The organism is Mycobacterium aquaticum (genome assembly GCF_002086485.1).
Taxonomy (GTDB): domain Bacteria; phylum Actinomycetota; class Actinomycetes; order Mycobacteriales; family Mycobacteriaceae; genus Mycobacterium; species Mycobacterium aquaticum.
The window spans coordinates 101509-128496 of sequence record NZ_MVHF01000012.1; the positions used below are offsets into that span (position 1 = coordinate 101509).

The 26988-nt window shown below is 65.0% G+C and carries 23 protein-coding genes and 1 pseudogene; 10 read left to right on the forward strand and 14 right to left on the reverse strand.

The genetic code is table 11. The annotated features are described in order from the left end of the window. Nucleotides 1-17: 17 nt before the first annotated feature. The 4 genes and pseudogenes from BST13_RS14590 to BST13_RS14605 form a co-directional block, all read right to left on the reverse strand. A pseudogene (locus BST13_RS14590) lies at nt 18-927 on the reverse strand (FAD-dependent oxidoreductase); the annotation flags it as partial. Nucleotides 928-1125: 198 nt separating this feature from the next. After that, nucleotides 1126-1941, reverse strand: coding sequence for an LLM class F420-dependent oxidoreductase (locus BST13_RS14595; RefSeq protein WP_083164738.1), 816 nt, complete (start codon nt 1939-1941; stop codon nt 1126-1128). Between the two features lie 39 nt (nt 1942-1980). Then, nucleotides 1981-2475, reverse strand: a complete 495-nt coding sequence (locus BST13_RS14600; RefSeq protein WP_083164739.1) for a YkgB family protein — start codon at nt 2473-2475, stop codon at nt 1981-1983. A 35-nt stretch (nt 2476-2510) separates the two neighbouring features. Next, nucleotides 2511-3230 carry an SDR family NAD(P)-dependent oxidoreductase gene (locus tag BST13_RS14605; protein WP_083164740.1) on the reverse strand — a complete coding sequence of 240 codons (720 nt, stop codon included), beginning with the start codon at nt 3228-3230 and terminating at the stop codon, nt 2511-2513. 224 nt (nt 3231-3454) lie between these two features. Here BST13_RS14605 and BST13_RS14610 point away from each other — a divergent pair, with 224 nt between their 5' ends. Together BST13_RS14610 and BST13_RS14615 are read left to right on the forward strand one after the other, a co-directional pair. After that, the gene (locus BST13_RS14610) at nt 3455-4381 is read left to right on the forward strand and encodes a LysR family transcriptional regulator (RefSeq protein ID WP_083164741.1); all 927 of its coding nucleotides are present in this window, start codon (nt 3455-3457) and stop codon (nt 4379-4381) included. Between the two features lie 112 nt (nt 4382-4493). Beyond that, nucleotides 4494-4736: a hypothetical protein gene (locus BST13_RS14615; protein WP_083164742.1), complete on the forward strand. Its 243-nt coding sequence runs from the start codon at nt 4494-4496 to the stop codon at nt 4734-4736. 9 nt (nt 4737-4745) lie between these two features. On the opposite strand, the gene BST13_RS14620 is transcribed toward BST13_RS14615, so the two are convergent. From BST13_RS14620 to glmS, 3 genes are read right to left on the reverse strand one after another with little or no spacing between them, the layout of a single operon-like run. Then, on the reverse strand, nt 4746-5675 hold the full coding sequence (locus BST13_RS14620; RefSeq protein ID WP_083164743.1) for an alpha/beta fold hydrolase: 930 nt from the start codon (nt 5673-5675) through the stop codon (nt 4746-4748). 4 nt (nt 5676-5679) lie between these two features. After that, nucleotides 5680-6822 (reverse strand): hypothetical protein, encoded by a 1143-nt coding sequence (locus BST13_RS14625; protein ID WP_083164744.1) that lies wholly within the window; start codon nt 6820-6822, stop codon nt 5680-5682. Between the two features lie 6 nt (nt 6823-6828). Continuing rightward, entirely contained in the window at nt 6829-8694 is a 1866-nt protein-coding gene (gene glmS, locus BST13_RS14630; protein ID WP_083164745.1) for a glutamine--fructose-6-phosphate transaminase (isomerizing), read from the reverse strand. A gap of 86 nt (nt 8695-8780) precedes the next feature. Between glmS and BST13_RS14635 the strand changes: the two genes are divergently transcribed. Further along, complete coding sequence (locus BST13_RS14635; RefSeq protein ID WP_095533551.1) at nt 8781-9632, forward strand: dienelactone hydrolase family protein; 852 nt, start codon at nt 8781-8783, stop codon at nt 9630-9632. A gap of 141 nt (nt 9633-9773) precedes the next feature. Here the strand turns inward: BST13_RS14635 and BST13_RS14640 are convergent, their stop codons facing one another. The 3 genes from BST13_RS14640 to BST13_RS14650 all read right to left on the reverse strand — a co-directional run bounded on the left by BST13_RS14640 (nt 9774) and on the right by BST13_RS14650 (nt 13625). Beyond that, nucleotides 9774-12584: an MMPL/RND family transporter gene (locus BST13_RS14640; protein ID WP_083164780.1), complete on the reverse strand. Its 2811-nt coding sequence runs from the start codon at nt 12582-12584 to the stop codon at nt 9774-9776. 38 nt (nt 12585-12622) lie between these two features. Next, the gene (locus tag BST13_RS14645) at nt 12623-13066 is read right to left on the reverse strand and encodes an MmpS family transport accessory protein (protein WP_083164781.1); all 444 of its coding nucleotides are present in this window, start codon (nt 13064-13066) and stop codon (nt 12623-12625) included. An 82-nt stretch (nt 13067-13148) separates the two neighbouring features. Further along, nucleotides 13149-13625 carry a hypothetical protein gene (locus tag BST13_RS14650; protein WP_083164746.1) on the reverse strand — a complete coding sequence of 159 codons (477 nt, stop codon included), beginning with the start codon at nt 13623-13625 and terminating at the stop codon, nt 13149-13151. A gap of 364 nt (nt 13626-13989) precedes the next feature. Here BST13_RS14650 and BST13_RS14655 point away from each other — a divergent pair, with 364 nt between their 5' ends. Next, on the forward strand, nt 13990-16740 hold the full coding sequence (locus BST13_RS14655) for a winged helix-turn-helix domain-containing protein (RefSeq protein WP_083164747.1): 2751 nt from the start codon (nt 13990-13992) through the stop codon (nt 16738-16740). A 19-nt stretch (nt 16741-16759) separates the two neighbouring features. On the opposite strand, the gene BST13_RS14660 is transcribed toward BST13_RS14655, so the two are convergent. Continuing rightward, nucleotides 16760-17017 carry a hypothetical protein gene (locus tag BST13_RS14660; protein ID WP_083164748.1) on the reverse strand — a complete coding sequence of 86 codons (258 nt, stop codon included), beginning with the start codon at nt 17015-17017 and terminating at the stop codon, nt 16760-16762. A 125-nt stretch (nt 17018-17142) separates the two neighbouring features. On the opposite strand from BST13_RS14660, the gene BST13_RS14665 reads away from it, so the two are divergent. Beyond that, nucleotides 17143-18183, forward strand: a complete 1041-nt coding sequence (locus BST13_RS14665; RefSeq protein ID WP_083164749.1) for an LLM class F420-dependent oxidoreductase — start codon at nt 17143-17145, stop codon at nt 18181-18183. A gap of 52 nt (nt 18184-18235) precedes the next feature. On the opposite strand, the gene BST13_RS14670 is transcribed toward BST13_RS14665, so the two are convergent. Together BST13_RS14670 and BST13_RS14675 are read right to left on the reverse strand one after the other, a co-directional pair. Next, nucleotides 18236-19363: a PDR/VanB family oxidoreductase gene (locus tag BST13_RS14670; protein WP_095533553.1), complete on the reverse strand. Its 1128-nt coding sequence runs from the start codon at nt 19361-19363 to the stop codon at nt 18236-18238. Then, entirely contained in the window at nt 19356-20276 is a 921-nt protein-coding gene (locus BST13_RS14675; protein WP_083164750.1) for a metal-dependent hydrolase, read from the reverse strand. The genes BST13_RS14670 and BST13_RS14675 overlap by 8 nt, the downstream gene beginning before the upstream one ends. A 180-nt stretch (nt 20277-20456) precedes the next feature. Here BST13_RS14675 and BST13_RS14680 point away from each other — a divergent pair, with 180 nt between their 5' ends. From BST13_RS14680 to BST13_RS14700, 5 genes are all read left to right on the forward strand, one after another. Continuing rightward, nucleotides 20457-21329 carry a cyclopropane mycolic acid synthase family methyltransferase gene (locus BST13_RS14680; protein WP_083164783.1) on the forward strand — a complete coding sequence of 291 codons (873 nt, stop codon included), beginning with the start codon at nt 20457-20459 and terminating at the stop codon, nt 21327-21329. 62 nt (nt 21330-21391) lie between these two features. Then, on the forward strand, nt 21392-21952 hold the full coding sequence (locus BST13_RS14685) for a hypothetical protein (protein WP_142282792.1): 561 nt from the start codon (nt 21392-21394) through the stop codon (nt 21950-21952). 212 nt (nt 21953-22164) lie between these two features. After that, on the forward strand, nt 22165-23199 hold the full coding sequence (locus BST13_RS14690) for a YihY/virulence factor BrkB family protein (protein ID WP_245839629.1): 1035 nt from the start codon (nt 22165-22167) through the stop codon (nt 23197-23199). Between the two features lie 129 nt (nt 23200-23328). Further along, nucleotides 23329-24162 (forward strand): mycofactocin-coupled SDR family oxidoreductase, encoded by an 834-nt coding sequence (locus BST13_RS14695; RefSeq protein ID WP_083164753.1) that lies wholly within the window; start codon nt 23329-23331, stop codon nt 24160-24162. A gap of 76 nt (nt 24163-24238) precedes the next feature. Further along, a complete protein-coding gene (locus tag BST13_RS14700) occupies nt 24239-25300 on the forward strand; it encodes a LacI family DNA-binding transcriptional regulator (protein WP_083164754.1) in 1062 nt (353 codons plus the stop codon). A gap of 66 nt (nt 25301-25366) precedes the next feature. Here BST13_RS14700 and BST13_RS14705 read toward each other — a convergent pair whose 3' ends face one another. Then, nucleotides 25367-26956 (reverse strand): APC family permease, encoded by a 1590-nt coding sequence (locus tag BST13_RS14705; protein WP_083164755.1) that lies wholly within the window; start codon nt 26954-26956, stop codon nt 25367-25369. Nucleotides 26957-26988 lie beyond the last annotated feature (32 nt).

Below are 26988 nucleotides of genomic sequence, written 5' to 3' on the forward strand. Positions count from 1 at the left end.
GCGTAGACACCCGCCACGCTCGTCTGCAGGTGCTCGTCGACCTGGATGAAACCGTGTGTGTCGAGACGAATCCCGGCCGCGTCGGTCGCCAGGGCCTCGGTGTTCGGGATCCGGCCGATCGCCGACAGTATGGGGGTGGCCTCGAGCTGGCGCTCACCGTCTTCGCCACGGACCGTCACCGTTGCGCGGCCGCCGTCGATGGCTTCCGCCCGGATCGCGGTCGTCGACGTCAGCACGTCGATGCCCTCGTCGCGCATGATGCTCGCGATCTCCTCGGAGACATCGTCGTCTTCGTTGCTCAGTAGCCGGGCCGAGCGCTGGATGATGGTGACGGCACTGCCGAAGCGCCGGAACATCTGCCCGAACTCCAGCCCGATATAGCCACCACCCAGGACGATGAGATGCTCAGGGAGTTCGTCGAGCTCCATGATCGACGTCGAGTCCAGCACCCGCGCCGTCGGCGGCGCTGATATCCGGGGGCTTGGGCCGGGTGCCGACATCGACCACGATGAGCGGCGCGTTCAGCCGCCGGTTTCCTCCGGCGGACAGCGCGATCTCGACAGCGTGCGGCCCGGTGAAATGTGCCTCGCCTTCGATGACGTCCACGCCGTCCTGTTTCAGGCGACTCTGGTAGTTCTCGCGGGCACCGGCGACCATGGCCCGCTTGCGCTCGCGCACCTCGGCGAGGCTCACCGTCACCGGCCCGGTGTGCACACCGTACTCGGGGCCTCGCCGCGCCAGATAAGCCAGACGCGCGCTGGCGATCATGGTCTTGGTCGGTGTGCAGCCGGTGTTGACACACACCCCACCGATGGGGCCACGCTCGACCAGCGCAACTCTGCGGCCCGCCTTCGCCAATTCGATAGGCAGAAACCGACCACCTTGGCTGCTACCGATCACGATCGCGTCGTATTGCTCTTCGGTCATAGCGCCCTCCGTTGCGACCCGCCTGGTGTCAGCCTTCGACTACCGGCACCAGCCGCCTATGAACATTTCCACGCCGCACAATCTCGCGGCAACCGTCTCATCGACGGGATATCTGTCGTACTTATCCCCGCCATAACCACTACTGATCGCGACGAGGCCAAGCCCGTCGAGCCGTGACGGGCTTGGCTTCGCTACCGGTCAGTGGTCGCGTGCCCGCCACGCGAGCATGTCTCGGACTTCGGCGAAGTCGTATCCGGCTGCGGTGGGGTGAATCTCGGTGGTGAAGAACGTGACACCTTCCTGCACAAAGGATTCCGCGTTCTCCCGGCCGGTCCAGTGCACGGCGCGGGTGATCGCGCCCGCGTCCCGTCCTGCTTCCGCGGCCAACTCCTTGACGAGCTGGTTCTTACGCCGGTACTCGTCGACACTGGCGAACGTATGCCAGATGTCGGCGTATCTGGCGACGATCGGCAGAGTCCGCTTGACGCCCATCCCGCCGATCAGGATGGGGATGTCGCGAACCGGCGGCGGAATGAGCTGCGCCAGGCGGTTCTTGACGCGCGCAAGGCTCTCCTCGAAGAGATCCATGCGTGACGTGACGGTGCCGAAGTCGTATCCGTATACGGCGTAGTCCTTTTCGTACCACCCGGCGCCGACACCGAGAATCAGCCGCCCGTTGCTGATGTGATCGACCGTACGCGCCATGTCAGCGAGGAGATCGGGGTTGCGGTATCCGATTCCGGTGACAAGTAATCCGATATCGGACCGGTCGGTGATCTCCGCCCACGACGCCAACGCCGTCCAACCCTCAAAGTTGTTGACATCCGGTTGCACTGGAAGCAGCTGCGGCAGGCCGTCCTCCGACGGTTCGGTCGCCGGCCGGTGGAAGTGGTCGTATCCGAAGATCGCGTCCACCCCGAGTTCTTCGGCGTGCAGCACAGCCCGTCGCCAGGTCTGATAGTCGGGGCTTCCGCCGGGCCACAGCTGGACACCGATTCTAATTTCGTTCGTCATGTCTGTCTCCTTGTCACCGAGGCGTCAGGCTTGCGTCGGCTAGTTCGCCCAGCCCGAGCGCAGCGCGTCGGCCAACGTCCAGAACGAAACACCAAGCAACACAATGTCTTTCAGGAGAAACTCGCCCACCAACGACAGCGCGGGGAAACCGCCACCGAGCGGCTCACCGATACCGGGGGTGGTGAACAGGAAGCTCAGCGTCGAGAGGAACAGCACGACCGAAAGCAGGCTGCCGATCACCGAGATCCGTGGCGCTATCGGCTTGATCGCGAGCAGGACCGCCGCGCCGACCTCGAAAAATCCGAGCAGCACCGAGAAGGTGTATTCCGGGAAGATGTTGTAGAGCCAGCCCATGAAGGGACTGTGCGCCACCAGCGGCTGGATCTGATGCGCTTCGTAGTGCGCGAACTTCAGAAAGCCGATCCAGCCGACGACGATCACGAGACCGTAGCGGCTCAGTACCGCCGCGATGGTGTCGATGCGCGGGAGCGCCTGCAGGACCTTGGTGGCTGCGGCCTCGGTATAAGTTGACATGTCGATTTCCTTCCGGGTTGTCGGGTGGTTGCGAATCAAGCCGCAATGGCGGCTTGCCCGCCGGTGGCTTGCAGTACCGCGCCGTTGATGTAGCTGGCGTCGGACGAGGCGAGGAAGACGATGGCGTTGGCAATCTCCGTCACGGACGCGGGCCTGCCCAATGTGGTGAGGTTTCCCAGGGCCTCGGCCAGTCCGGGAAGGGCATCGGTGCCCGGGGTCTCGGTTGGTCCGGCCTGCACAGCATTCACGCGGACGCCGGCACGGCCGAATTCGTCGGCCCATACCCGAGTCAGCAGTTCCACGGCCGCCTTGCTGGCGCCGTAGATACCGCCGGCACGCGCCGGAGTGGTCGCAACGACGCTGCTGAGATTGACGATCGAACCGCGGCCGCGCTCTGCCATGCCGGGAGCCAGTTGCTGCACGAGGATGTGCGGGGCCCGCACGTTCACGTTGAAGTGATCGTCGAAGAAGGCGTCGTCGACGTCGGCCGACAGTCCGAACTTGTAAATGCCCGCGTTGTTGATCAGGATGTCGACCGCCCCGGCCTCCGCGGCGAGCCTGCGCACCTCGTCCGGGTCGGTCAGGGTGGCCCCGATGAACCGCGCGGCGCCACCCGCCTCCTGGATCTGCTGCACGGTCGCGGCGCCGCGCCCGGCGTCGCGACCGTGCACGATCACCTCGGCGCCCAGCTGCGCCAGTTTCAGGGCCACCGCCTGGCCGATTCCAGAGGTCGCACCCGTCACGAGAGCCGTCATACCCGCGAATGTCGTTGTCACTGTTGTCGCTTCCTGTCTGGTCGTTTGTGGACTGCAGTACCTCTAGCGCACGCGGGGGCCGATAAATGCCGGCTTGGCCCTCACCCATCGGCGCCGTACTTATGGCACCTATTAGCGATGCCGCTAACCCGCAGCGGCACAGCGCGGCCAGGTCGTAGGCTGGGCCGGCCGCCCGGCATCTGCAGTTGAAGGACAGGCTTCTGATGGAGATTCGAGAATTCAGCGCGTTCGTCGCGGTCGCCGAGGAAGGGAGTATGTCGGGTGCCGCGCGCCGCCTGCACGTGAGCCAGTCAGCGTTGTCGCAGACCGTGGCTGCCATCGAGCGCGAACTCAAGGTCAAGCTGTTCGAGCGCGAACATCCCGGGGTGCGCCCCACGGAGGCAGGGGCGCGGCTGCTCACCGAGGCACGCGAGGTGCTGGCGCGCTACCACGCGGCGATGCGCACGATGGCGCGGTACAGCACCGACACCCGCGATGTCATCCGCTTGGGCATTCCCCTGGAATTGGCACCCGACATCCTTCCCGCCACCTTGGCCCGGTTCGTCGCCTCCTGCCCGGAGGTACGGGTGGTCCCGGTGCACATGTCGACGGCAGCCCAGTTCGCCGCGCTCCGCAGCGACGAACTCGACGTCGGCCTGGTGCGGGAACGCCCGGTCGGGTCGGAGTTCGATGCGATGCTCGCATACCGGGAACCCCTTGGGGTGCTTTTGAATTCGGATATCGCGGCACGCCGGGTCGGCCCCGAGGGTGTGGCGTTGGAAGACCTTGCCGACCTGCGGTGGCTCGGGTTTCCCCGCTCGGGCAGTCCGGCCTGGTACGACGAGTTGATCGGCATCCTGCGCGGTCACGGACTTGACCCCGGTCCGCCGGTACCGGACGGGCAGATGCTCCTGCCCTCGGTCAAATTCACCGCCGTACGCACCGGACAGGTGTTCGCCTTCGCGCCCGAGAAGCATCTCGAACCGTTGCCCGATTCGGTGTCGTGGGCCCCGCTGGTCGGCACTCCCGCGGTGCGGCGCACCTGGGCGGTCTGGCCCGCCGAGTCGCGCCGCCGCGAGATCGGGCACCTCATCGCCGCATTCGAGGTCGCCAAGGACACGGAACAACGCACCCCGACGCCGGACTCTTGACCGCCCCGCCAGGCTGCCGTACCGTTTGTGGAGAACTTATATATCAGATGGCGATCAATGGTCGATCCAGGGTCGCCCCCACCACGTGAACTCAGCAGACGGGAGACCTGAGATGCATCTCGATTGGTATGACCGGCGCATCGTGAGCTTCGTGTTGGACTCCGACCTGCTCTCGCAGCCGAACGAAAGCACACGCGTGCAGTTCGGCATGGACGCCCGCAGGATCATGAAGCGATTCGACGCGGTCCTCGATGTGTCCGCATCGCAACAGCTGCCCCTCGACGCGGCCGACATGGACCTGGTGAATCGCGCCCGGCAGTACCGGGCGATCGCTCGCCCCACCTGCGCCGTCTGACGGTTGCCGTCAGGACGATGCATCCACCTCGTCCCAGAACCGGCCCGCACGCGTCGCAATCTCGTCCGGGTACTCGCCGTTGATGGCGTGTGACGCCTGCGCCCATATCTCGACCTGCCCGTGCGGCAGCAGGTCACGCGCCCGCGCAGCCGCCTGGTCCGGATCGAGCATCACGCTGCGGCCGGCGATCAATGCCAGCACGGGGATCGCCAGCGAGCGCAGCTGCGCATCGGTGAACAGCGTGGGCATCGGCGTGCGCAGCGCGAAATCCCGGGATCCGGCGGAAATCAGCTCAGATTCGCCGGCCGCTTCGATGTCGGCGCCGCCGGATATCCAGCTGAGCACCCGGCGGCGCAGCCCCTCGGGCACCCCGGGTGCATACATGAGCACCGAGGCCAGCATCGTCTTGACGGGTATCCGGGCAAAGGTGAACACCGGGTCGAGCAATGTCAACGAGGCGATCCGATCCTGGTGGTGCACCGCGCAATTCGTCCCTGTCCAGCCGCCGATCGACACCCCGAGCAGGTGAGCCCGCAGCAGGCCGAGGCCTGCCAGGGCATCGTCGAGCCAGCGCGCCTGGTCGGCCGGGGTCCGGATCTCCTTGCGCTGGACCGATAGTCCGGCCTCGCCGAGCAGGTCGATGCCGTAGATCGTGCGATACGTCCGCAGTGACGTCAGGTTGGTCCGGTACATCGGTGTCGCGGCGTTGCGCCCCGGCAACAGGACAACCGGCGGGCCGTCGTCTGGGCCGTCGAACCGGTACGCCCGGACCGTGCCGAATGTGGTTGCGACATCCAATATCTCACAGTCGGGCAGCTGGGCCATGCCGGCGCGGTAGGCACGCAGATAGTCATCGAACGCCGCGTCGTCGATGAACCCGCCGAGGCCGCCACGGGCCCAGCGTGCCGTGAAGTTGACCTCCGGTACTGCCAGATCCATACCTTCAGCGTAGGTCGACGTTGGTCCCGTCGGCGGTCCAGCCTTCGGCCGGGCGCAGTGCGCAAGTCTCGGGGATCGAACCGCGCCGGTAAAAATCGGTGAACAGTGCTGCCGCCTCGTCGGCATCGAAAACCTCTGTCGCACTGACCATCTGAGTACTGGTGGGCAGCTCGATCGGCTGGTCCAGCGCGGAGCCGGCAGAGCCTGGGCGGCCGACGACGTAGCGCACCGACTCAACCCCCCATTGCTGCCCGCCCGGCTTGCGGATCTCGACGGTGATACGATCCGGTCCGGAGCCTGCGGCCTGCAGATAGGTGTCCTCGTCGCCGATCGGCGTGAGGATCAGCGCGAAGTCGTCGCGGCCGTTGAACTTGCGCAGGCGACGATCGAAGGAGCCGTCACGCTCACGCCCAGCCGCGAGCGTGACGGTGAACTGTCCACTCGTACCGGAGACCAGCGTCAATCGGTGGGTGGGCTTGACCTTTTCCCAGTACTCGGCCTGCACGTCGGCAGGCTTGCAGGACACCGACAGCAGTTCGAAGACACTGCCCCGCGGTCCGGACATGGGTCCGTGCTCTCCCTCGGCGAGCTCCGCGTCGGCCAGCGCGCCTGCCGCATCCCGGTCCCCCACCGCGATCAGGCTCAGGATCTCGCGCAACCGGTTGCGCGGCCAGCCGGCCTGCTCTGCGGGCAACGACTGCGCGGCCTTCAGATATGTGGCGACGTCGGGATGCGCAGCGACGAATTCGCTTCGCGCTCGCTCGAATTCGTCGAGCATCGCTGCCACGGCGGTGCCGGGCTGCGCCGGGTCGGGCACCTCGACGAAGCCTGATCCGACGTCCAGTCCGTCAACGGCGAACCAACCGTTCACCCGCAGGTTCAACCGCTTGAGCGGACCGCCGAGATCCTCGTCGGGCATGAACGCGGCCCACAGGATCTCGTCGAGCACCAGCGGCTTGATGGTCGCCGTCCACCGCCAGCGGGGCACTGCCTCGCCTTTGGTCGCCCACCGGCTCGCGGAGAAAACGCTCAGATACACCGCGTCGGCCTGAAAACCGCTCCCACCGACGAATCGCAGACCCCGCGCCTTGCACTCGTCCTTGATCCGTTGGTCCCAGAGCTTGCGGAGTTCCTTGGCGGTGGGCACGCGGCGTTATTCGACGGTGACGGACTTGGCCAGGTTGCGCGGTTTGTCGACGTCGTAACCCCGGGCCCGGGCCACCCCGGCAGCGAACACCTGCAACGGAATGGTCGACAGCAACGGCTGGAAAAGCGTTGACACCGACGGTATCTCGATCAGGTGATCGGCATACGGCCGTACCGTGTCGTCGCCCTCCTCGGCGATGACTATGGTGATCGCACCGCGGGCCTGGATCTCCCGGATGTTGCTGAGCAGCTTGGCGTGCAACATCTGCGCGTTCTTGGGCGACGGCATCACCACGATCACCGGGAGGTCTTCCTCGATGAGTGCGATGGGGCCGTGTTTGAGCTCACCGGCCGCGAAGCCCTCGGCGTGCATGTAGGCGAGCTCCTTGAGCTTGAGCGCACCCTCCAACGCGACCGGGTAACCGACATGGCGCCCCAGGAACAGCACCGCCGATGACAGCGCGAACTGCTGCGCCAACTGGCCCACCGGCTCGATGCTGGCCAGCACCCGTTTCACCAGGGCAGGCATGGACTCCAGCACGTGGTATTCGCGGCGCACCTCGTCGGGGTACTTGGTACCCCGCGCCTGCGCGAGCGCCAGCCCGACCAGGTAATTCGCGGCGATCTGCGCCAGGAAGGTCTTGGTGGCCGCCACGCCGATCTCCGGCCCGGCACGCGTGTAGAGCACAGCGTCGGCCTCGCGCGGAATCTGGCTGCCGTTGGTGTTGCAGATGGCCAGCACCTTGGCCTTCTGTGTCTTGGCGTGTCGCACCGCCTCCAGCGTGTCGGCGGTCTCACCGGACTGCGAGATCGCGATCACCAGCGTGCTGCGGTCCAGCACGGGATCGCGGTAGCGGAACTCGCTGGCGAGCTCGACCTCGACGGGCAGCCGGGTCCAGTGCTCGATCGCGTACTTGGCCAGCAGGCCCGAGTGGTAGGCGGTACCGCAGGCGACGATGAAAACCTTGTCGATCTCGCGGAGTTCCTGATCGCTCAAGCGTTGTTCGTCGAGCACGATGCGGTCGTCGACGAAGTGACCCAGCAGGGTGTCGGCCACGGCCGCAGGCTGCTCGGCGATCTCCTTGAGCATGAAGTAGTCGTAGCCACCCTTCTCGGCGGCATCGAGATCCCAGTCGATGTGGAATTCCCGGTAGTCGACATCGGTGTTGCCGTAGAAGTCGGTGATGCGGTAGCTGTCGGCGGTGATCACGACGGCCTGATCCTGGCCCAGTTCCACAGCGTCACGGGTGTGCTCGATGAAAGCCGCGACGTCGGAGCCGACGAACATCTCCCCCTTGCCGACACCGACCACCAGCGGCGTGGACCGGCGCGCCGCCACGATGGTGCCCGGATCGTCTGCGTTGGCGAACACCAGCGTGAAGTGACCTTCCAAACGCTGCAGCACCGCAAGGACCGAGGCCGGGAAGTCGCCGGCGGTATCGCCCTGGGCGTACTGGCGGGCCACCAGATGCACGGCCACCTCGGTGTCGGTGTCGCTGGCGAACTCGACCCCGGCGGCCTCCAGCTCGGCACGCAGGCCGGCGAAGTTCTCGATGATGCCGTTGTGGACCACGGCGATCTTGCCCGCGGCGTCGCGGTGCGGGTGCGCGTTGCGGTCGGTGGGCCTGCCGTGGGTCGCCCAGCGGGTGTGGCCGAGGCCTGTGCTGCCGGTCAGCAGGTCATCGTCGGTCTCGGCCAGCGTGGTCTCCAGGTTGACCAACCGGCCGGCGCGCCGACGTACCGTCAAGCCGCCCTCGCCGTCGACCAGCGCAATGCCTGCCGAGTCGTAGCCCCGGTACTCCATGCGGCGCAGCGCATCGACCACGATGTCGCGAGCCGGGCGCACCCCGACGTAGCCGACGATTCCACACATAGGGACCCAGCGTAATGCAGTGCAGTACGCGACCTACTGCAGTGCAGTACGGGCTACGGCCAGGCGGCCTGCGCTACGGTCATCGGGTGGCCAGCACCAAGAAGCTCGTCAGCGCGTTGACCCGCCGCGGACCGCACCGCGTACTGCGCGGTGACCTGGCATTCGCAGGCGTTCCCGGTGTCGTGTACACACCCGAGGCCGGCCTGAATCTGCCCGGCGTGGCGTTCGGGCACGACTGGCTGGCGAAGGCCGAGAACTACACCCGCACCCTGGAACATCTGGCGTCCTGGGGCATCGTCGCCGGGGCTCCCAGCACCGAAACCGGGGTGGCACCCTCGGTACTCAACTTCGCCTTCGACCTGGGCGCGACGCTGGACATTGTCAGCGGCGTGCGGCTCGGCTCCGGCAAGATCAGCGTGCACCCGGGCAAGCGGGGCCTCGTGGGCCACGGTTTCGGTGGATCGGCGGCCGTGTTCGCGGCGGCCGGGCTGGCATCCGGACCGCAGGCCCCGAAGGCGGTGGCCGCGCTGTTCCCCACGGTCACCAAGCCGGAGGCAGAACAACCGGCGGCGACGCTCAAGGTGCCCGGTCTGATCCTCGCCTCGACGGGCGATCCCCTCAACATCCGTTCGAACGCGGCCGAGCTCGCCGCGGCGTGGCGCGGGTCGACGCTGCGCACCGTCGACAAGGCCGAGTCGGCCGGCCTGGTGGAGGGCCGCAAGCTCAGCCGGTTCATCGGGCTGCCCGGCCCGGACCGCGGCACCCAGAAGGTGGTCCGGGCACTGCTCACCGGGTATCTGCTGGCCACGCTGGCCGGCGACAAGACCTACCGGGACTTCGCCGATCCTGAGGTGGTTCTGCCGCGCACCGGCTTCGCCGATCCAGACGCCCCGCCGGTCCAGCTGGAAGACAAGGTCGCCGCCCTGTTGAAGGGCTGACTCCCCGGCTCGCTCACCACTCCCTCACCACGCGAATTCGACGCCAGGGTCGCACCGAGCGGACGGGAGCGACACGTGCGTCGATCTCGGGGAGGCCAATGGGGATGTCTGAGCAACGGGCACCAGAAATTGCCGACGCCGTCAGACCCATTGCCCGGAAACCTCTCTGACGGGGTTCGGACGCTGACGAAGTGGACGTTGACGCACGATCGTCGGCCACCAGAACCACGGTCCGAAAATCCTGACGAGTGACGGCACGATGAACGACCGCACAATCAGCGTGTCGAGCAGTAGGCCGATACACACGGTCGACCCCACCTGGCCGATCGTGCGCAGATCACTGGACAGCATCGCCAGCATGGTGAACGCGAACACCAGACCCGCCGACGTCACGACGCCACCGGTGCTGCCGAGCGCCCGGATCAACCCGGTGTTCAGGCCGGCATGTAGCTCCTCTTTGAGTCGAGAGATCAGCAGCAGGTTGTAGTCCGAACCGACCGCCACCAGGATGATGAACGTCAACGGCAGGATCAGCCAGTGCAGGTGCAGGCCGATCAGGTGCTGCCACACCAGCACCGACAACCCGAACGCGCCGGCGTACGAGAACGCCACCGTTCCGGGAATCACCACGGCGGCCACCAGGGACCGGGTGATCACCAGCATGATCAGGAAGATCAAAACGAATGCGGCGATGGCCGCGATGAGCAGATCGGACTTCGCGTATTCCTGGATGTCCTTGTTGTTCGAGGCGGAGCCGCCGATGTAGACCTTCGAACCCGCGAGCGAGGTTTCCTTGAGCGCGACCGTGATCGCGTCGGGGAACTGTTTCACGTGCTCAATGCCTTCCGGACCCATGGCGTTGCCCTCGTGGGTGACGATGAACCGGGCCGCCTTCCCATCCGGCGACATCATCAGCTTGATGCCCGTTTTCACGTCCTCGTTGTCGAACGCCTCCCGCGGGATGTAGAAGAAGTCGTCGCTGCGGGCCTGGTCGAAGTCGTTACCGACGTTGATCATGTCGTCGAACGTCTGATCGGTGTTCTGATTCTGAATATCGTTGGGGCCGTATGTATTCACCGTCAGCGCCAGCAGGCTCTGCTGGTCGGACACCGTGAGTTTCAGCAGTGATACCAGCTGCGGCATCAGTTGATCCATCACCTCGAGGGAGCCGACCGCCTTCGTAATGTCGGCAGCCAGGCTGTCCACTTTGTCGATCATGTCGAACAGTGACCGGAACGCCCAGCACACCGGAATGTCGAAACAGTGTGGTTCCCAATAGAAATAGTTGCGCAACGGGCGCATGAAGTCGTCGAGATTGGCGATCTCGTCGTTCATGTCATTGGTGACCTGCTCCATGTCATCCATTGTCAGCACCGTCGCATGCAGCTCATCGGCGAGTTTCTGGGTCAGGTCGACGGTCTTCTGCAAGACGGTGATGGAGTGAGCCGTGATCTTGGCCTGCTGATCGGTGTTGTTGTTGTTGTGCTCGCTGAACGGCAGCTGCTGACCGTTGCCGCTGCCCTGGGTGGTGAAAAGGTAAGGGATGGACGCATGTTCGAGCGGCCGGCCCATGGGCCGGGTGACGCTCTGCACCATGGCCACCCCGGGCAGCCGGATCAGCGCCTTGGCCACCCGGTCCAGCGAGATGAAGTCGGCCGAGTTGCGCATGTCGTGGTCGGACTCGACCATCAGCATCTCGCTGAACAACTTGCTCTTGGAGAAGTGCCGGTCGGCGGCCGCAAAGCCCAGATTGGCCGGGGCGTTCGCAGGTTGGTAGGCGCGATCGTCGTAGCTCACCTGGTAGGTCGGGACGAACACGGCCCCGATCGTGACGATGGCGGCGCTGGCCGCGAGGATCGGTTTGGGCCAGCGCACCACGCTCGTACCGATGCGCCGGTACAACCGCGCCTTGACCTTCTGCTTCGGATCGAACAGTCCGAACAGACTGCCCGTGCTCAGGATGGCCGGCGCGAGCGTCAGTGCACCCGTGACCGTCAGCACCATGCTGATGGCCACCGCAGGGCCCATGGTGCTGAAGTAATTCAGTCGCGCGAAACTCAGGCAGAATGCCGCACCGGCGATGGTCAGGCCCGAACCGATGATCACATGGGACACCCCGCGATATGCCGTGTAGTAGGCGTCTTCCCGGCTCTGACCGGCAAGGCGCGCCTCGTGATATCGCCCCATCAGGAAGATGCCGTAATCCGTTCCTGCACCCAAGGTCAGCGAGACAACCATGTTGACGGCGAACGACGACAACGGGATGTAGCCGAAGTGACCGAGGGTGGAGATGAAGCCCTTGGCAGCCAACATCAGGATCAACACCCCGAACAGCGGCACCAGCATGGTCACGACCGAGCGATACACCAACAGCAGCATGAAGATGATGAGGAAGATCGTGACGATCGTGATGTTGTTCAAGCTCGAGTTGGCGATCGCCAAGGTGTCCGAGGCCAACGGGGCTGCGCCGCTGACGTAAACCTTGAGCCCCGGTGGGGGCTTACTGGTGTCGACGGTATGCCGGACGGCGTCTACCGAGGCGTTGGCCTGTATCTGCCCGATGTCGCCGGCCAAGCGCAACAGCACGTAAGCAGCTTTGCCGTCGAGGCTCTGAGCGCCCGCCGCGGTGATTGGCTTGCCCCAGGTGTCCATCACGTACTGCACATGTGCGGTGTCGGCCTGCAACGCGCGGACCAGGTCGTCGTAATACTGATGATCCTGCTCAGCGAGTGGGCGGTCGGCCTCGAGCACCAGCATTGCCAGGCTGGTCGAGTCGGACTCCTGGAACTTCTTGCCTATCTCCAACATCGCGGACTGCGACGACGCATACGTCGGGACCATCGGACCGGCGAGTTCTTCGGCGACCTTTTCGACCTGCGGCACAAAGGTATTCGTCGAGACGGCGAGCAGACCCCAGAAAGCGATGATCGGGATCGCCAGAACCCGCACCATCCTGGCGAGGAACGGCGGTTTGATGGTGCTGTGTGCGCTCATGCGGACTTCACCCGGCAAGTGATGTCAGCGTCTTGACGCTCGTTGGACTGTTCGTCGCGCACGACGTCATCGACGAGAATCCGGCAGCCGACCTGACCGCCGTGCACCTGCACCGAGATGCTGCCCGAGACCACGGTGAGCACCGTGGTCTCTGAGTGCGACCAGGGCAGTGCATCCAGCTCGACCTTGTGGGGATGCCCGTCGACGTCGACGTACGAGAGCATGCCGCTGTCCCCCACAGTCCCGTACACCTCGTAGGTGAGCTTCTTCGGCGTGAACTCCGGTGGGGCCTGAGGTGGCTCGACAGCGAGAACTGGTCCAGGATCGGACATTTGGTGAACCTTCCACATACACAACGCACCCACGCCGAGGGCGATGACGGCGACCAGCGGAATCCAGGCTCGTGCCAGGACAAAGCTGCCGGATGAACGAGGGCTCACCTGACCACCTTTCGAACCGGGTGAGATGTTGAATTGGGCGCACGGCGGGTCGGGACTGTCGATGTGGGCCCGGGGGGAGCAGTCACGCGCCGGCACCCAGCTGCGGGTTCGGCGGGGCCGGCCTCGGCAGGCGCCTCTTGAGCTTGATCACCCGCAGCAGCTGAATGGCGATGTTCGTCGAGGTGAACATCGGGATCACCCCGATAAAGGTGCGCTCAGACGGGGTGGCGCCGTGCAACTGCTCCAAGCTGCCGAGCACATAGAAGCAACCCATCGAGAAGATGGCTGCGGGGATGCAGAATGCCAACGGCGATCGCTGATCGCTGATCACCTGGGTCGCGAACTGCAACTCCTCTGGTGAAAGCTCTTCCCGTTTACGCACTTTCGCCAACACCGCACGTTTGGCACCGATACCTTCACTCATCGGCAACGGCTCGCTGCTCCGCAATCGCCGGATGTAGAGGAAAGCGCCGGTGGCGAACACCATAAGCGTTGCGAAGGCCACCACCGCCAGAATTCCGAACAGCCGCCAGTCGGTACCGAGAAAGTTCCAATTCATCTGATAGTCCTTCGTGCTGCCGACAGTTTCGTGCGCCGCCTCGGCTCATCGGCCAGGTCGACCGCCAGCGGATTGCACGCGAGTCCAACCAGACGAGTCATGCCACTCCTCCGCTCAACCTGTTGTGGGACACGCATCACCGGCCGGACGATGCGTCAACTCACGCCCCGGGGATGCTTGCAGTCAGGTAGGTGAGGCAGCGTCACCAATTTCATGTGATTGGCTGGATCCTGCCGATGGCATCGGTTGGTCACCCCGCCGGCACAGCGCTTCGCAATTCGACAACTTCGCAGAGCTTTTCGGCCGGTAGCGGCGGTGTGAGAAGTATCTGTTCGCGGGATGGTCATTGCGCAGGGGCGGGTTGATGGCAATCATCGATGAAACGACCGGACGGAGGCTGGGCAGCGTGGACGTCACCACACATCTCGGTGATGGCGACTTGGCCGTTACCCGCGCGCCCGTGACCGTGCGTACACCGCTGCTCGAACGCCTGGATGCCGCGGTCCCCCGGGGATTGACGCTGGTGTCAGCACCGGCGGGCAGTGGCAAGACGATGTTGTTGCAGTCCTGGATCGACAATGCCGACCTCGGTGACGACACCGGTTGGGTGTCTGTCGAGCCCGACGAGCGAGACGGCCAACGCTTCTGGCGGTCGGTGATCGACGAATTGCGGAGGACTGCGGGTGCTGCCGGCATCGTCGACACCTTCACTCCGACACCGGCATTCGACGGCGAGGCGGTGGTCGACCGTCTGATAAGCGCTTTGAGCTCACTGCAGCGGCCGGTGAATCTAGTCATCGATGATCTCCACGAGCTGCACTGCAGCGAGTCGCTGGCCCAACTCAAGACCCTGATTTCGCGTAGACCACCGCTGCTGCGCCTCATTCTGGCGAGTCGTCATGACCCGCAACTCGGCTTGCATCGCCCACGGCTGACCGGCGAGTTGACCGAACTGCGGGCGGCTGATTTGGCATTCACCCTCCAGGATGCGCGCACCCTGCTGGCAGCGTCGGGCGTGACGCTGTCGGACGAGAGCCTGGCGGTTCTGCACGCGCGCACCGAGGGCTGGGCAGCCGGACTGCGGCTGGCGGCCATCTCTCTGGGCGGCCACCCGGAGCCGGAACGCTTTATCACCGAGTTCTCCGGCAGCGAGCGCACGGTGGCCGAGTATCTCCTCGCCGAAGTGCTCGAGCGGCAGCCCGATGAGGTACGTCGGCTGCTGCTGTACACGTCGGTGCTGCAACGGGTCAACGGCGAGCTGGCGGATCACCTGCTCAGCAGTCGGGGCTCGGAAAAAGTCCTGCATGCGCTTGAGGGGGCCAACGCATTCGTTGTCGCGTTAGACGCCGGGCGGTACTGGTTTCGTTACCACCAACTGTTCGCTGACCTGCTTCGGCTGGAACTGCGGCGGACCTACCCCGGGGCGGTCCCGCAGCTCCACGATGCCGCTGCCCGGTGGTACTCGGAGCACGGGCGCGTTGCCGACGCAATACGGCACGCCCAGTTCGCAGAGAACTGGGAGTACGCCGCGCGCCTACTCGGCGAACACGAGCTGAGCCTGATCCTCGACGGGCGCATGGCAACAGTCGATTCATTGCTGGGCGCTTTTCCTCCGCACGCTGCATCGGATCCGCAACTCGCGCCCGCGTTCGTCAGTCAGCAGCTCAGGCGGCGATCGGTCGAGGAGGCAACGGCCAGCCTGGGCCTCGGCGAGCGCGGCGTCCTCGACGTGCCAACCGAGCAACGACGCAGCGTAGAAGTGCGCCTGGCCGTGATGCGGTTGTGGTTGGCCGGCCGCATGGGTGACTACGACTCCGTGGTCGCTCGGGTGCGGTCCTTGCTGACGTCGGTGGCAACCGAGGCCCCGGGTGAGAGCGGCATCGGCGACGACGTGCGAGCCGTCGCGTTGATGCAACTGGGCACTGTCGAGATGTGGGCTCATCGCATGGAGGACGCAGAGATCCACCTGCAGCAGGCCTTGCAGCTGGCACGACGAGCCAAGCGCCCGTATCTGGAGGCTCAGTGCCTGGCGAGATTACCGGCGCCCGCGTTGACACGTTCTCTGTCGCTCGTGCGGGAACGCGCCGACGCAGCCATCGCCGTGGCCGACGAGCACGGCTGGGGATCAGACCTTTTCGTCATATTCGCGCTCGGGTCGGCGGCCGCCGCCGACGTGTGGCAGGGCGACTTCGCCACCGCCGAGCAGCGGCTCACGCGTGTCGGGCAGATCTCGAATCTCGACCTGGATCCCGCGCTAGGTCTGCCCGCGCACGTTGTGAGGGCGATGCTGCGCGACGGACAAGGCAGATATGAGCAGGCACTCGCCGCAGCCCGCGATGCCGAACGATTCCGCACCCAGGTGGTCACACCCGGGCCTTTCAGTGCATTCCTGCACGCGCTGATGGTCCGAATGCAGGTTCAACTGGGGGACACCGTGTCGGCGCGGGCCTCGCTCGATGCGCTGTCGGTGCCGGAACGAGAGACGGTGGACGGTCGGGTGGCGATCGCCGCGGTGGAGATCGCCGACGGTAACGCGCGCACGGCGATCGCTGCGCTCGATCCGGTTCTCGACGCCTCGGCGGACGCCTTTCACACCGCCTCACGGATCACCGCGCTCCTTCTCAATGCACGTGCCCATGACATGCTCGACGACATCGACCGGGTCGACGCCGCCATCGAACATGCCCTCGAACTGGCCGAGCCGGACGAATTAGTATGGCCGTTCGTGATCACGCATGCGCGTGAACTCCTCGATCGCCGCCGGTGGCAGGGCACCGCCCATGCCACATTGATCTCGCGGATCGGGTCCGTGGTTTCCGGACACACGCCGCACCAGCGGGACGCTGAGCGCCTCCCTTTGCCGGCGAATCTGACGCAAGGCGAGTTGCGCGTGCTGCGCTATCTGGCGAGCACCCTGTCGGCCACCGAAATCGCCTCCGAGCTATACCTTTCCGTCAACACCGTACGCACCCACATGCGCCACATCTACGAGAAGCTCGGCGTCCGCCGCCGTACCGACGCCATCGAGCGTGCATCCGAACTGGGGCTGCTGGCCGGGCCATCGGTGCGGCGCCGACGCGGAGACTCCCCTTCCGCCGAACCAGCCACTCCCTGATCGGCGGACGCTCGGCGTCTCAGCATTGCGGAGCGCCACCGTCGGATTCGCCGGTCGCATCGGCATCGGTGGTGCGGACCTCCATCAACTCCAGCCCCAGCCCTTCGAGCTCGGCGAGCACACCATAGAGCGCTGCCTGGTCCATCAGTTGTCCGCGCAGGACTGTCACGCCCGGCTCGGTGCGCACCTGCAGACCGGGAAACGCGCCGATCAACAGCTCCCCCAGATATCCGCGCACGCGGATCTCGTAGCGTGCTGTCCTCGCTGAACCTGCCACGATGGCAGCCTGTCTGGGACCGCCCCGATACGCATCACATGAATCGGGTGAGAATGGCACAACTTCCGACCGCCCGTCGCAGCACCCGAATCCCAACCAACCGGTTGATGGTGTATAACTCCACCATGCGGACGGGCATCTTTCTGAGCTACGCGGGCGGATTCAAAGAAGCTGCCGATCAGGTGGTGGAACTGGAGAAGGTCGGCGTCGACATCGCCCTCGTGGCCGAGGCCTATTCGTACGACGCGATCAGCCAGCTGGGCTACCTGGCCGCCAAGACCTCCACCATCGAGCTGGGCACCGGCGTGGTGCCGATCTACACCCGCACCCCGTCGCTGCTGGCGATGACCGCCGCGGGCGTCGACTACGTCTCCGACGGCCGCTTCCGCCTCGGCATCGGCACCTCCGGACCCCAGGTCATGGAGGGCTTCCACGGCGTCCCCTTCGACGCGCCGTTGGGCCGCACCCGCGAGGTGGTCGAGATCTGCCGCCAGGTGTGGCGGCGCGAGGACGTCAACTACACCGGCAAGCACTACCAGCTACCGCTGCCCGCCGACCGTGGCACCGGCCTCGGCAAATCCCTCCACCTGATCAATAACCCTGTGCGCGAACGTATTCCGATCACCATCGCGGCGCTGGGGCCCAAGAACGTCGAGTTGACCGCCGAGATCGCCGAGGGTTGGCAGCCCGTCTTCTACTACCCCGAGAAGGCCGACGACGTCTGGGGCGACGCGCTGCGCGCCGGCGCCGCCAAACGCGATCCCGAACTGGGGCCACTCGACGTGATGGTCAGTGCCAGCCTGGCCATTGGCGACGACGTCGATGACCGGCTGGCCTGGGCGAAACCCCAACTGGCCCTTTACATCGGGGGGATGGGCGCACGCGGCAAGAACTTCTACCACAACCTCGCCACCCGCTACGGATTCGGCGAGGTTGCCGACCACATCCAGGATCTGTACCTGGCAGGCAAGAAGGCCGAGGCCGTCGCGGCCGTACCCGACGAGCTGGTGCGCAATGTATCCCTGGTCGGGCCAACGGGATTCGTGAAGGAACGGCTCGCGGCCTATACCGAGGCGGGCGTGACCACGCTGCTGGTGCATCCGCTGGCCACCTCCGACGCCGAGACCGTGCGGTTCTGCGAAGAACTCGTGTCACTGACGCGGTAGTCCCCGCAGGTTGCGAGAGCTCGAGTCAATCGTCGAGGGCCGCGATTTCCCTTCAAAGATCCAAAACAAGCGGTGCGGATGTCGGTTTGGCCCGCGAGACACACACCAGCATCTGGCCCAGTTCCCGTTGTTCGTCGGTGAGCAGGTTGTCGCGATGGTCGACGTCACCGGCAAGCACCTGCTGCACGCAGGACCCGCAATACCCTTGTCGGCACGAGTAACTGACGTGTGGAAGGTATGACTGCAGCGCGGCCAAGGTGCTCTGCTGGGCACCAACCTGTATCACCGTGGCGCTTCGGGCCAGCATCACTTCGAACGGCTTTCCGTCGACAACAGGCAGCGGTGAGAAGCGCTCGAAGTGCAACTCGGTGCCGGGTGCGACGGTGCGGCGGACGGCGTCGATCATCGGCGGTGGGCCACACACATAGACTGCGGTCGTTTCATCCGCCCCGGCGAGTAGCTCAGTGGTGCCTGGTCGTCCGTGCTGATCGGTGGTGTGCACCCGCACCTTGTCGCCGAAGGCGGACAGTTCGTCCAGAAACGGTAGATTGTCGCGGTGCCGGCCGATGTAGCACAGTGACCACGGCACTCCCGTGCGCTCGGCGAGCCGCGCCATGGGCAGGATGGGCGTGATACCGATGCCGCCTGCGATGAAGTGCAGCCTCTGTGCGCGCGACGCTGAACCGGGCAGGGGCATGAGGAATGCGTTGCGCGGCGTACTGATGTCGATGACCTGGTTCACGCGCAGCCCATGCGCTTCCTTGGAAGAGCCACTGCCATCGCACGTTCGTCGGACGGCGAATCGGTACTCCTGGGTTCGACGCGGGTCGCCGCAGAGCGAGTACTGGCGCGTGCGCCCGGACGGGAGATGGACATCGATGTGGGCGCCCGGGTGCCACGGAGGCAGGGCCATGCCGTCGTGCGCCGCCACGGTGAGTTCGACGACGGTGCCATCCCGCGCCACGTTGCGACGACGCACCACGAGCATTGCCCGGCGATTGCGGGCATGGGCGAGTTCCGGAAGCTCGCCGTCGCCGCCCAGACGCATGACACCGGACACGAACTTGGCGACGGCGTAGCCGGCGAACCGGATGAGGAGGTCGGGTCGGGTGGTTCGGTAAAGGCCCGGTGGCGGGTCGCCGACGTGCGAACCGATCACCCGACGGGCTAACTCAGCCATGGACCGCTCGCGCCGCGGGAGAGGTGGCCAGGTAGGCGACCGCTTGTGCTGTAACACCTTCGTCGACCGGATCGTAGTCAGGTCGCAGCAGCCGCAGCCCGCAACGGATCATGAAGCCTCCGGTGGGTATGGTCCCGCGCCTGCCCGCGGCGCGTAGTTTCCACAGGAGCCGGACGTAGCCGAGATTGGGCAGCGCTGGATCTTCGTGGATGAGGAACTTGGTGCCGCGCAACAACATCGTGAAGAACACGACACTGACCAAGACCCCTGCAACTGCTTGGGCCAGGAAGTCCATGCCGAAATACTTGGCGACGTGGTAGGACACGTGGCGGTGCTCGACCTCCTCGGCCCCGTGCCACCGGTACAGGTCACACAAAGTCGGGTCGACACCCATGTCATCCCAAGCGTTGTTGAGCGCCCAGTGGCCGAGCACACCGGTGAAATGCTCTGCGGCACACAGCGCATGGGTGCCTGAGGCCAGCGCCTTGCGCCGGTGGCGACCGGAGGCTCCGGCCATCCGCCGGTCGTATTGTGCCGCAACCCATTCCAGCTGACGATAGAACGGGTCGGGCTCGATGCCGTGGCGCCGGACGTAATTGACCAGGACGTCGTCATGGGTCTTGGCGTGCACCGATTCCTGGCCGATGAAGCCGATGATCTCCTCGCGCAGACGCTCATCACGCACATACTCCATTGCGTCTGCCAGCAACCTGGAAAACCACCGCTCCGCCACCGGCAGGAACAGGTTGAGGGCCGTGACGATGTGCGAACCATACGGATCCCCCGGAATCCAGTGCAGCGGCGCACTGTGCCAGTCGAAGCGAACTTCCCGTGGCCGCAGGGCAACCTCCTCGGGGGCGAAGTGGTCTGCCACCGACGCCGTCGCAGGTTCACCGTGCACAATGCCGCCCATCTTTTCGCGACGGCTCCGACCGCCGCCCTTCACTCTCAATTCGGAACGCAGGCGCCCGCAGATGGGTTCAATGGCGTCCGAAATGGGAAGCCATCCACGGCCGGGTTGGCTGCGAATTCCATGAGCGGACCCGATGAACCGGCGCGTTCACCCGCACGTGTCAGAAAGGTGGATCCACTCATGCCCAGCTTGACCCCGCACTTCAAGGATGTACAGGCTCACTACGACCTCTCCGACGATTTCTTCGCTCTGTTCCTCGATCCGACACGGACCTACAGCTGCGCGTACTTCGAACGCGACGACATGACGTTGGAGGAGGCGCAGCTGGCCAAGATCGACCTGGCGCTGGGCAAGCTGCGCCTTGAGCCGGGTATGACGTTGCTCGACATCGGCTGCGGTTGGGGCGCTACGCTGCGGCGCGCGATCGAACACTACGACGTCGACGTCGTCGGGTTGACCTTGTCCAAGAACCAGGCCGCGCATGTGCAGGCGATGTTCGACCGATTGGACAGCCCTAGGCGCAGGCGAGTGCTGTTGGCCGGGTGGGAGGAGTTCGACGAACCGGTCGACCGCATCGTGTCGATCGGTGCGTTCGAGCATTTCGGCCGTCAGCGATATCCGGCGTTCTTCGACATGGCGTATCGGGCACTGCCGTCCGACGGCGCGATGTTGCTGCACACGATATGCGGAATCCACCCCAATGACGCCCAGCGGCTCGGCGTGCCCATCACGTTCGAGCTGGCACGCTTCATCAAATTCATTCTGACCGAGATCTTTCCCGGAGGTCAGCTGCCGTCTGCACCCATGGTCGAAGAGCACGCGAACGACGTGGGCTTCACGCTGACCCGCCGGCAATCGCTGCAGTCCCACTATGCGAGGACCCTGGACATCTGGGCCAGCGCGCTACAGGCAAATCGCGTGCAGGCCACTGAGATCCAATCGCAGGAGGTCTACGAGCGGTACATGAAATACCTGACAGGATGCGCGAGATTGTTCCGGCAGGGCCAGGTTGATGTCAATCAGTTCACGCTGGAGAAGTCCGGGCGTTCATGAACGCCGGCAATTGCAGCGGCACGGCTTTGGCGCAGAACGATGCAACGGCGAGTGGATTCGACATGACCAGCAACAATCCGGTGGCGGCATTTCGGCTCAAACTCACGCCGCGACAACGCGAATTGCTCCGGACCCAGCTACGGGTCAACTCCGAGAACGCCTACGACGATATCGAGGAAAACGGTGATCGGCCCGTCGGCGAGTTAGCGGGCCGGTGGCGGGTTTTCGATCGTCTTCCTGAAGAGACATGGGTGCTTCCCGCCTGGTGGCGACGCCAGTTCGCACGCGGATTCGACGACCTGGCTCTTGACCTTGAAGTCGGCCATCTCCCCTACCCCCGGAGCGTGGCCGAAGAAGTCGCGCTCATGCTCTGCATCGCTGACGCCAAGGCCGCACTGATGAACGGCCAGTACAACGACAATGTCGCGGCTCTGCCTGCGACCCCAGGAGATGACGACTGGCAATCAGCGACAAATTCCCTCGTCAGTGGTCGGCACATCGACTGGCAACACTGCCTTGACGACAGCCTGGAATGGCTCGGTGATCCACCCGCGTCAACGAGCTGGTTCAATCCCTTCAGTGGTTTCGAGCCACGACCCGTCGACCGTGGATTCCGCCGTTGAATATTTCGGTGACCACAACCGTCCGGGATGCCAGCACGAGAGCCGAGGAAACTGCCCGTCCGATGGTCAGCGGGGCGAGACCGCTACCTAATTCGGGCGATGTCGACTCCGCGCCCGAACTGACCCCCGTGGATCATCGCTTCAGGTTCATTACATCGCCTAGCAGGGTATACAGCGCTCACACTCCGCTGGAGGATGGAGGGAGGCGGGTCGTGGAACTGACCAATCGCCTCGATGCCGCGCAGCGGCGCTATCCGGTGTTCGGCTATCCGCTGGCGGTGCTGTACAAGTTCATCGACGATCAAGGCGGATACTTGTCGGCGCTGATCGCGTATTACGCGTTCGTCTCCGCCTTCCCGCTGCTGCTGTTGCTCTCGACCGTCTTGGGTTGGGTGCTGGTAGGTCATCCGGCGCTGCGCGATCAGGTACTGCATTCGGCGTTGCACGAGTTTCCCGTGATCGGGTCACAATTGGGCGAACCCAAGCAGATCAGCGGAGGCATCGCCGGAGTGGTCGTAGGAACGTTGGGCGCGCTGTACGGTGGCCTCGGCGTAGGCGTGGCGCTTCAGAACGCGATGAACACCGTGTGGGCGGTTCCACGCCACCGTCGCCCAGACCCCCTTAACGCGCGTGGCCGGAGTTTGTTGCTGTTGGTCACCGTGGGTGCAGCGCTGCTCGCAACGACGGTACTGTCCGCGATCAGTGGTGGTGCGGGCTTCTTCGGCGTCGGCGTCAAGATTGCGGTCATCGTGGGGTTGTGCGTTGTGAATACCGCCGCGTTCGTCGCGGCGTTCCGGATCAGCACGGATCGTTATTTGACCGTGCGGCAGGTCGCCCCGGGAGCCGTCATTGCGGCGCTGGGCTGGCAACTGTTGCAGTCCTTCGGCGCTGTCTACGTTGGGCACGTGGTCAAGAGCGCCAGCGCGACCAATGGGGTGTTCGCATTGGTTTTGGGCATGCTCACGTTTCTGTACATCACCGCCGTTCTGGTGGTGTTGTCCGCGGAGATCAACGTCGTGCGGGTCGACCACCTTCATCCGCGGGCGTTGCTCACCCAGTTCACCGACAACATCGATCTCACCGCGGCTGATCGCGACGTGTACACCGGACAGGCGACGGCCCAATGCAGTAAAGGTTTCGAGAACGTCGAAGTTACGTTCGATTCACCACCGCACGCCGACGAATCGCCGCGCGGCCAGAATGCCCCAGCGCCTCCAGCAACCACACCGACCGAGACGTCCCCATAACGGCGGTACTGACTTTCGTCGACCAGTCCAACAGCTGAAACGTATCACTGCAGCTCACTATGACTCAACAAGGCCGGATGGTGATACGATTCACCACACGCTGACCACCAACCGCGAAGGGAAACAAACATGGGACAACTCGACGGGCAGGTTGCCTTCATCACCGGTGTCGCACGCGGCCAAGGCCGCTCGCACGCCCTGACTCTCGCGCGCGAGGGCGCCGACATCATCGGACTCGACCTGTGCGCCAAGCCCTCCACCACCGCCTACGACGGCGCCACCCAGGAGGACCTGCAGGAAACCATCCGGCTGGTCAAGGAGACCGGCCGTCAGATCGTCGCCGAGGTCGCCGACACCCGCGACTACGAACAGGTCGAGGCCGTCTTCACGCGGGGTATCGAGCAGTTCGGCCGCGTCGACATCGTGCTGCCGAACGCCGGAATCTGTTCGGGCGCCAAGACATGGGAGATCACCCCCGACGCCTGGCGAGAAATGGTGGAGATCAACCTCAACGGCGTCTTCCACACCGTCAAAGCCGCGATACCGACGATGATCGCCGCGGGTCGCGGTGGCAGCATCGTCTTCACCGGTTCCACCGAGGCCATCAAGGGAGCCGAGAACATCTCGTCGTACGCGGCCTCCAAACACGGGGTCACCGGGTTGATGACCTCGCTGGCACGGGAATTGGGCCAGTACAACATTCGGGTCAACTCGGTGAATCCGACCTGCGTGGACACCCACATGATCAACAACGACTTCGTGTACGGCCTGTTCCGCCCGGACCTGGACAAGCCGACCCGTGAGGACGTCATCGATACCTTCACCGGCACCCACATTCTTCCGGTGCCGTGGATCCAGCCGCAGGACGTCAGCAACGCGATCCTCTACCTGGTGACCGAGCCGGGCCGCTACATCACGGCGACGCCCCTGGTGATCGACGCCGGGTTCATCGTGAAGTCCTGAAATCCGCAGCCGACCCGGCCCCTCGCATGACGTGTTGCGTCGTGCGAGGGGCCTAGTCTTTTGCCATGGTGACCAGATGGTGACGATGAAGGACGTCGCGAAGGCCGCGGGCGTATCCCAGGCAGCCGTTTCCTACGCCTTCAGCGGATCACCGAAAGTCTCTGCCGGACAACGTGATCAGATCCTCGCCGTGGCCGCTGACCTCGGCTACCACGGCCCCAGCATCGCGGGTGCGAGCCTGCGCTCCGGCCGCATGGGCACGGTAGGCGTGCTCATCCCCGGCTCATTGGCCCTGGCGGTCGAGGACCCGTCGACCGCGCTGCTGCTCAAGGGCATCGTCGAGGCCGGCGAACTCGCCGACGTCGCACTGACCTTGCTGCCCGCCGACGGCACCGCGACCGACCCGGCCCGCTCGCCGCATTCCGGTGCATTGCGCGGCCTCGTCGACGGCGTGGTGATGCACTGCCTACCCGATGCCCATCCGGTGGTCGCCGCGATCCTGGCCCGCGGAATCCCGGCTGTCGCCATCGACTCGCCTCAAGTCCCCCACCTGCCCTACGTCACGGTGGATCACCACGCCGCGGGTATGGTTCAGGCGAATCATATACTGGCACAGGGACATCGGCGCATCGGTATTATCACCGACCGACTGGGCCCTATCCCCCAACCCGGCTTCCGGCTGCCTTCGGCCATACCCACGGCCACCGAACGCTATCTGCGGGAACGGTTGACCGGTGTGCTCAGAGCATGCCGGGACGCCGGGATCGCCGACGCCGACATCGCGATCGTCGAGTCAGCAGGCATCGATCGGCAGAGCGGGCTGGCCGCCGCCGAGCAGCTCATCGTCGGGTTCCGGCCGACCGCGGTGCTCGCCACCTCGGATGTCCACGCCGCGGCGGCGTTGCGGGTGCTGGCGGACAACGGGATCGCGGTACCGCACCACGCCTCGGTCATCGGGTTCGACGACGCGCCGATCGCCGACCTGCTCGGGTTGACCACCATCCGACAACCGTTGGTGGACAAGGGCAGAACGGCGGCGACCATCCTGCTCGACCTGATCGCGGGCCGTACGCGCCGACGTTCGGTGAAACCCACCGAACTGATCGTGCGCACGACGACGGGCCCCGCCCCGCGCTGACCGGCACGACGAAAGCGCCGCCGGCGGATTCGGATGAAACCACCGGCGGCGCTTCGGCGTTGGGTACTACTCGGTCGCGGTCACCGCCTGACGGTCGGGCTCGGCCAGCGGCACCTGTGCGGCGAACCGCTCCATGTCGTGCTTGGCGCGGTGCTCCCTGAGCAGGTCGGCGATCTCGATTGCGTCGCCCTCCGGCGCAGTCGAGTGCCGGTAAGGCTTGGCCACGACCATGTAGATCAGACCGACACCGGCGACGATCAGAAAGCCGATCAAGGCGATCCAGCGATCGAAGAAGTGCAGGCTCGGGTCGCCGTTGGGGCGGGCCAGCACGATCATCGACAGCACACCGTAGGTCAGGGCGCCGATACCCACCGGCCAGCCCCACTTGCCGAGCGACCAGTTGCCACCGGGCTTCCAGCCCTTGGCGCGGGCCCGCAGCGAGGCGAACACCACCATCTGGAAGGCGAAGTAGCCGGCCAGCATCTGGAACGCGGCCACCCGGAACAGCGCGTCGGGCAGGAAGTACAGGAGCACGAACAAGCAGATGCACAGCGAGGCCACCAGGACGATCGCGTTCACCGGAACCTTGCGACCGGAGATCTTCTTGAAGACGTTGGCGCCAGGGAACATGTCGTCACGGGCAAAGGAGAAGATCAACCGACTGCCCGCGGCCTGCTGCCCCATGACGCACGCCAGGAAGGAGGTCAGCGCGATGACGAGGAAGATCTTGGTGCCAGTCTCGCCGAACGTGTCGGTGAGGATCGCCGTGATGGGGTTGGCCACGTTGCCGTTGACGATGTCCTGCAGATTGGGTGCGGCCAGGATGTAGCCGACGAACGCGAACAGTGCTGCGGCCCCACCGAGGATCACGGTGAGCATCATCGAGCGCGGGATGGTGCGCGACGGATTGGGTGTCTCCTCGGCGACCTCGCCGCAGGCTTCGAAGCCGTAGTAGAGCACCAGACCGATGATCGCGGCGGTGACGAAAGCGCTCAGGTAGTCACCGTCGTGGGCGGTGCCCATGGTGTCGAACAACACCGAGAAGTTGTTCTTGCGCGCGAAGATCAACAGGTACAGGCCGACCACCACGATGCCTGCCACCTCGGCGGCCAAACCGACCTTGGCGATGGTGGCCAGCGTCTTGGACCCGGTGGAGTTCAGGGCCACACAGATCAGCACCACGATGGTGGCGATGATCAGCTTCTGCAGCGGCGTCGACGAGATGTTGGAATCCGAATGGAACAGTGCCAGTACGAAATCGGCGCTGAACATCGCGGTGGTGGTGCACCCGACGACGATGCCTGCGATGTAGATCCACGACATGATCCACGCGTACGGCCCGTTCCACAGGCGCCGCGCCCACTGGTACAGGCCGCCTGCGATCGGGAACTGCGAGACGATCTCGCCAAAGACCATGGCCACCAACAGCTGTCCGCCTGCGGCGATCACGAGCCACAGGATCGACGGTGGCCCGGCCGTGGTGAGGGCCTGGGTGAACATCGAAAGCACACCCACCATCGGCGACAGGTAGAGAAACCCGAGCGCGAAGTTCGACCACATGCCGATCTTCCGGTCGAATTTCTCTTCGTAGCCAAGCACGCGCAGATGGGCGTCGTCGCCGCTGAACGACCCACCCCCGCCGTTTGTCACTGTCATTGCGATCTCCTCGGATTCACGTTCTTGATATC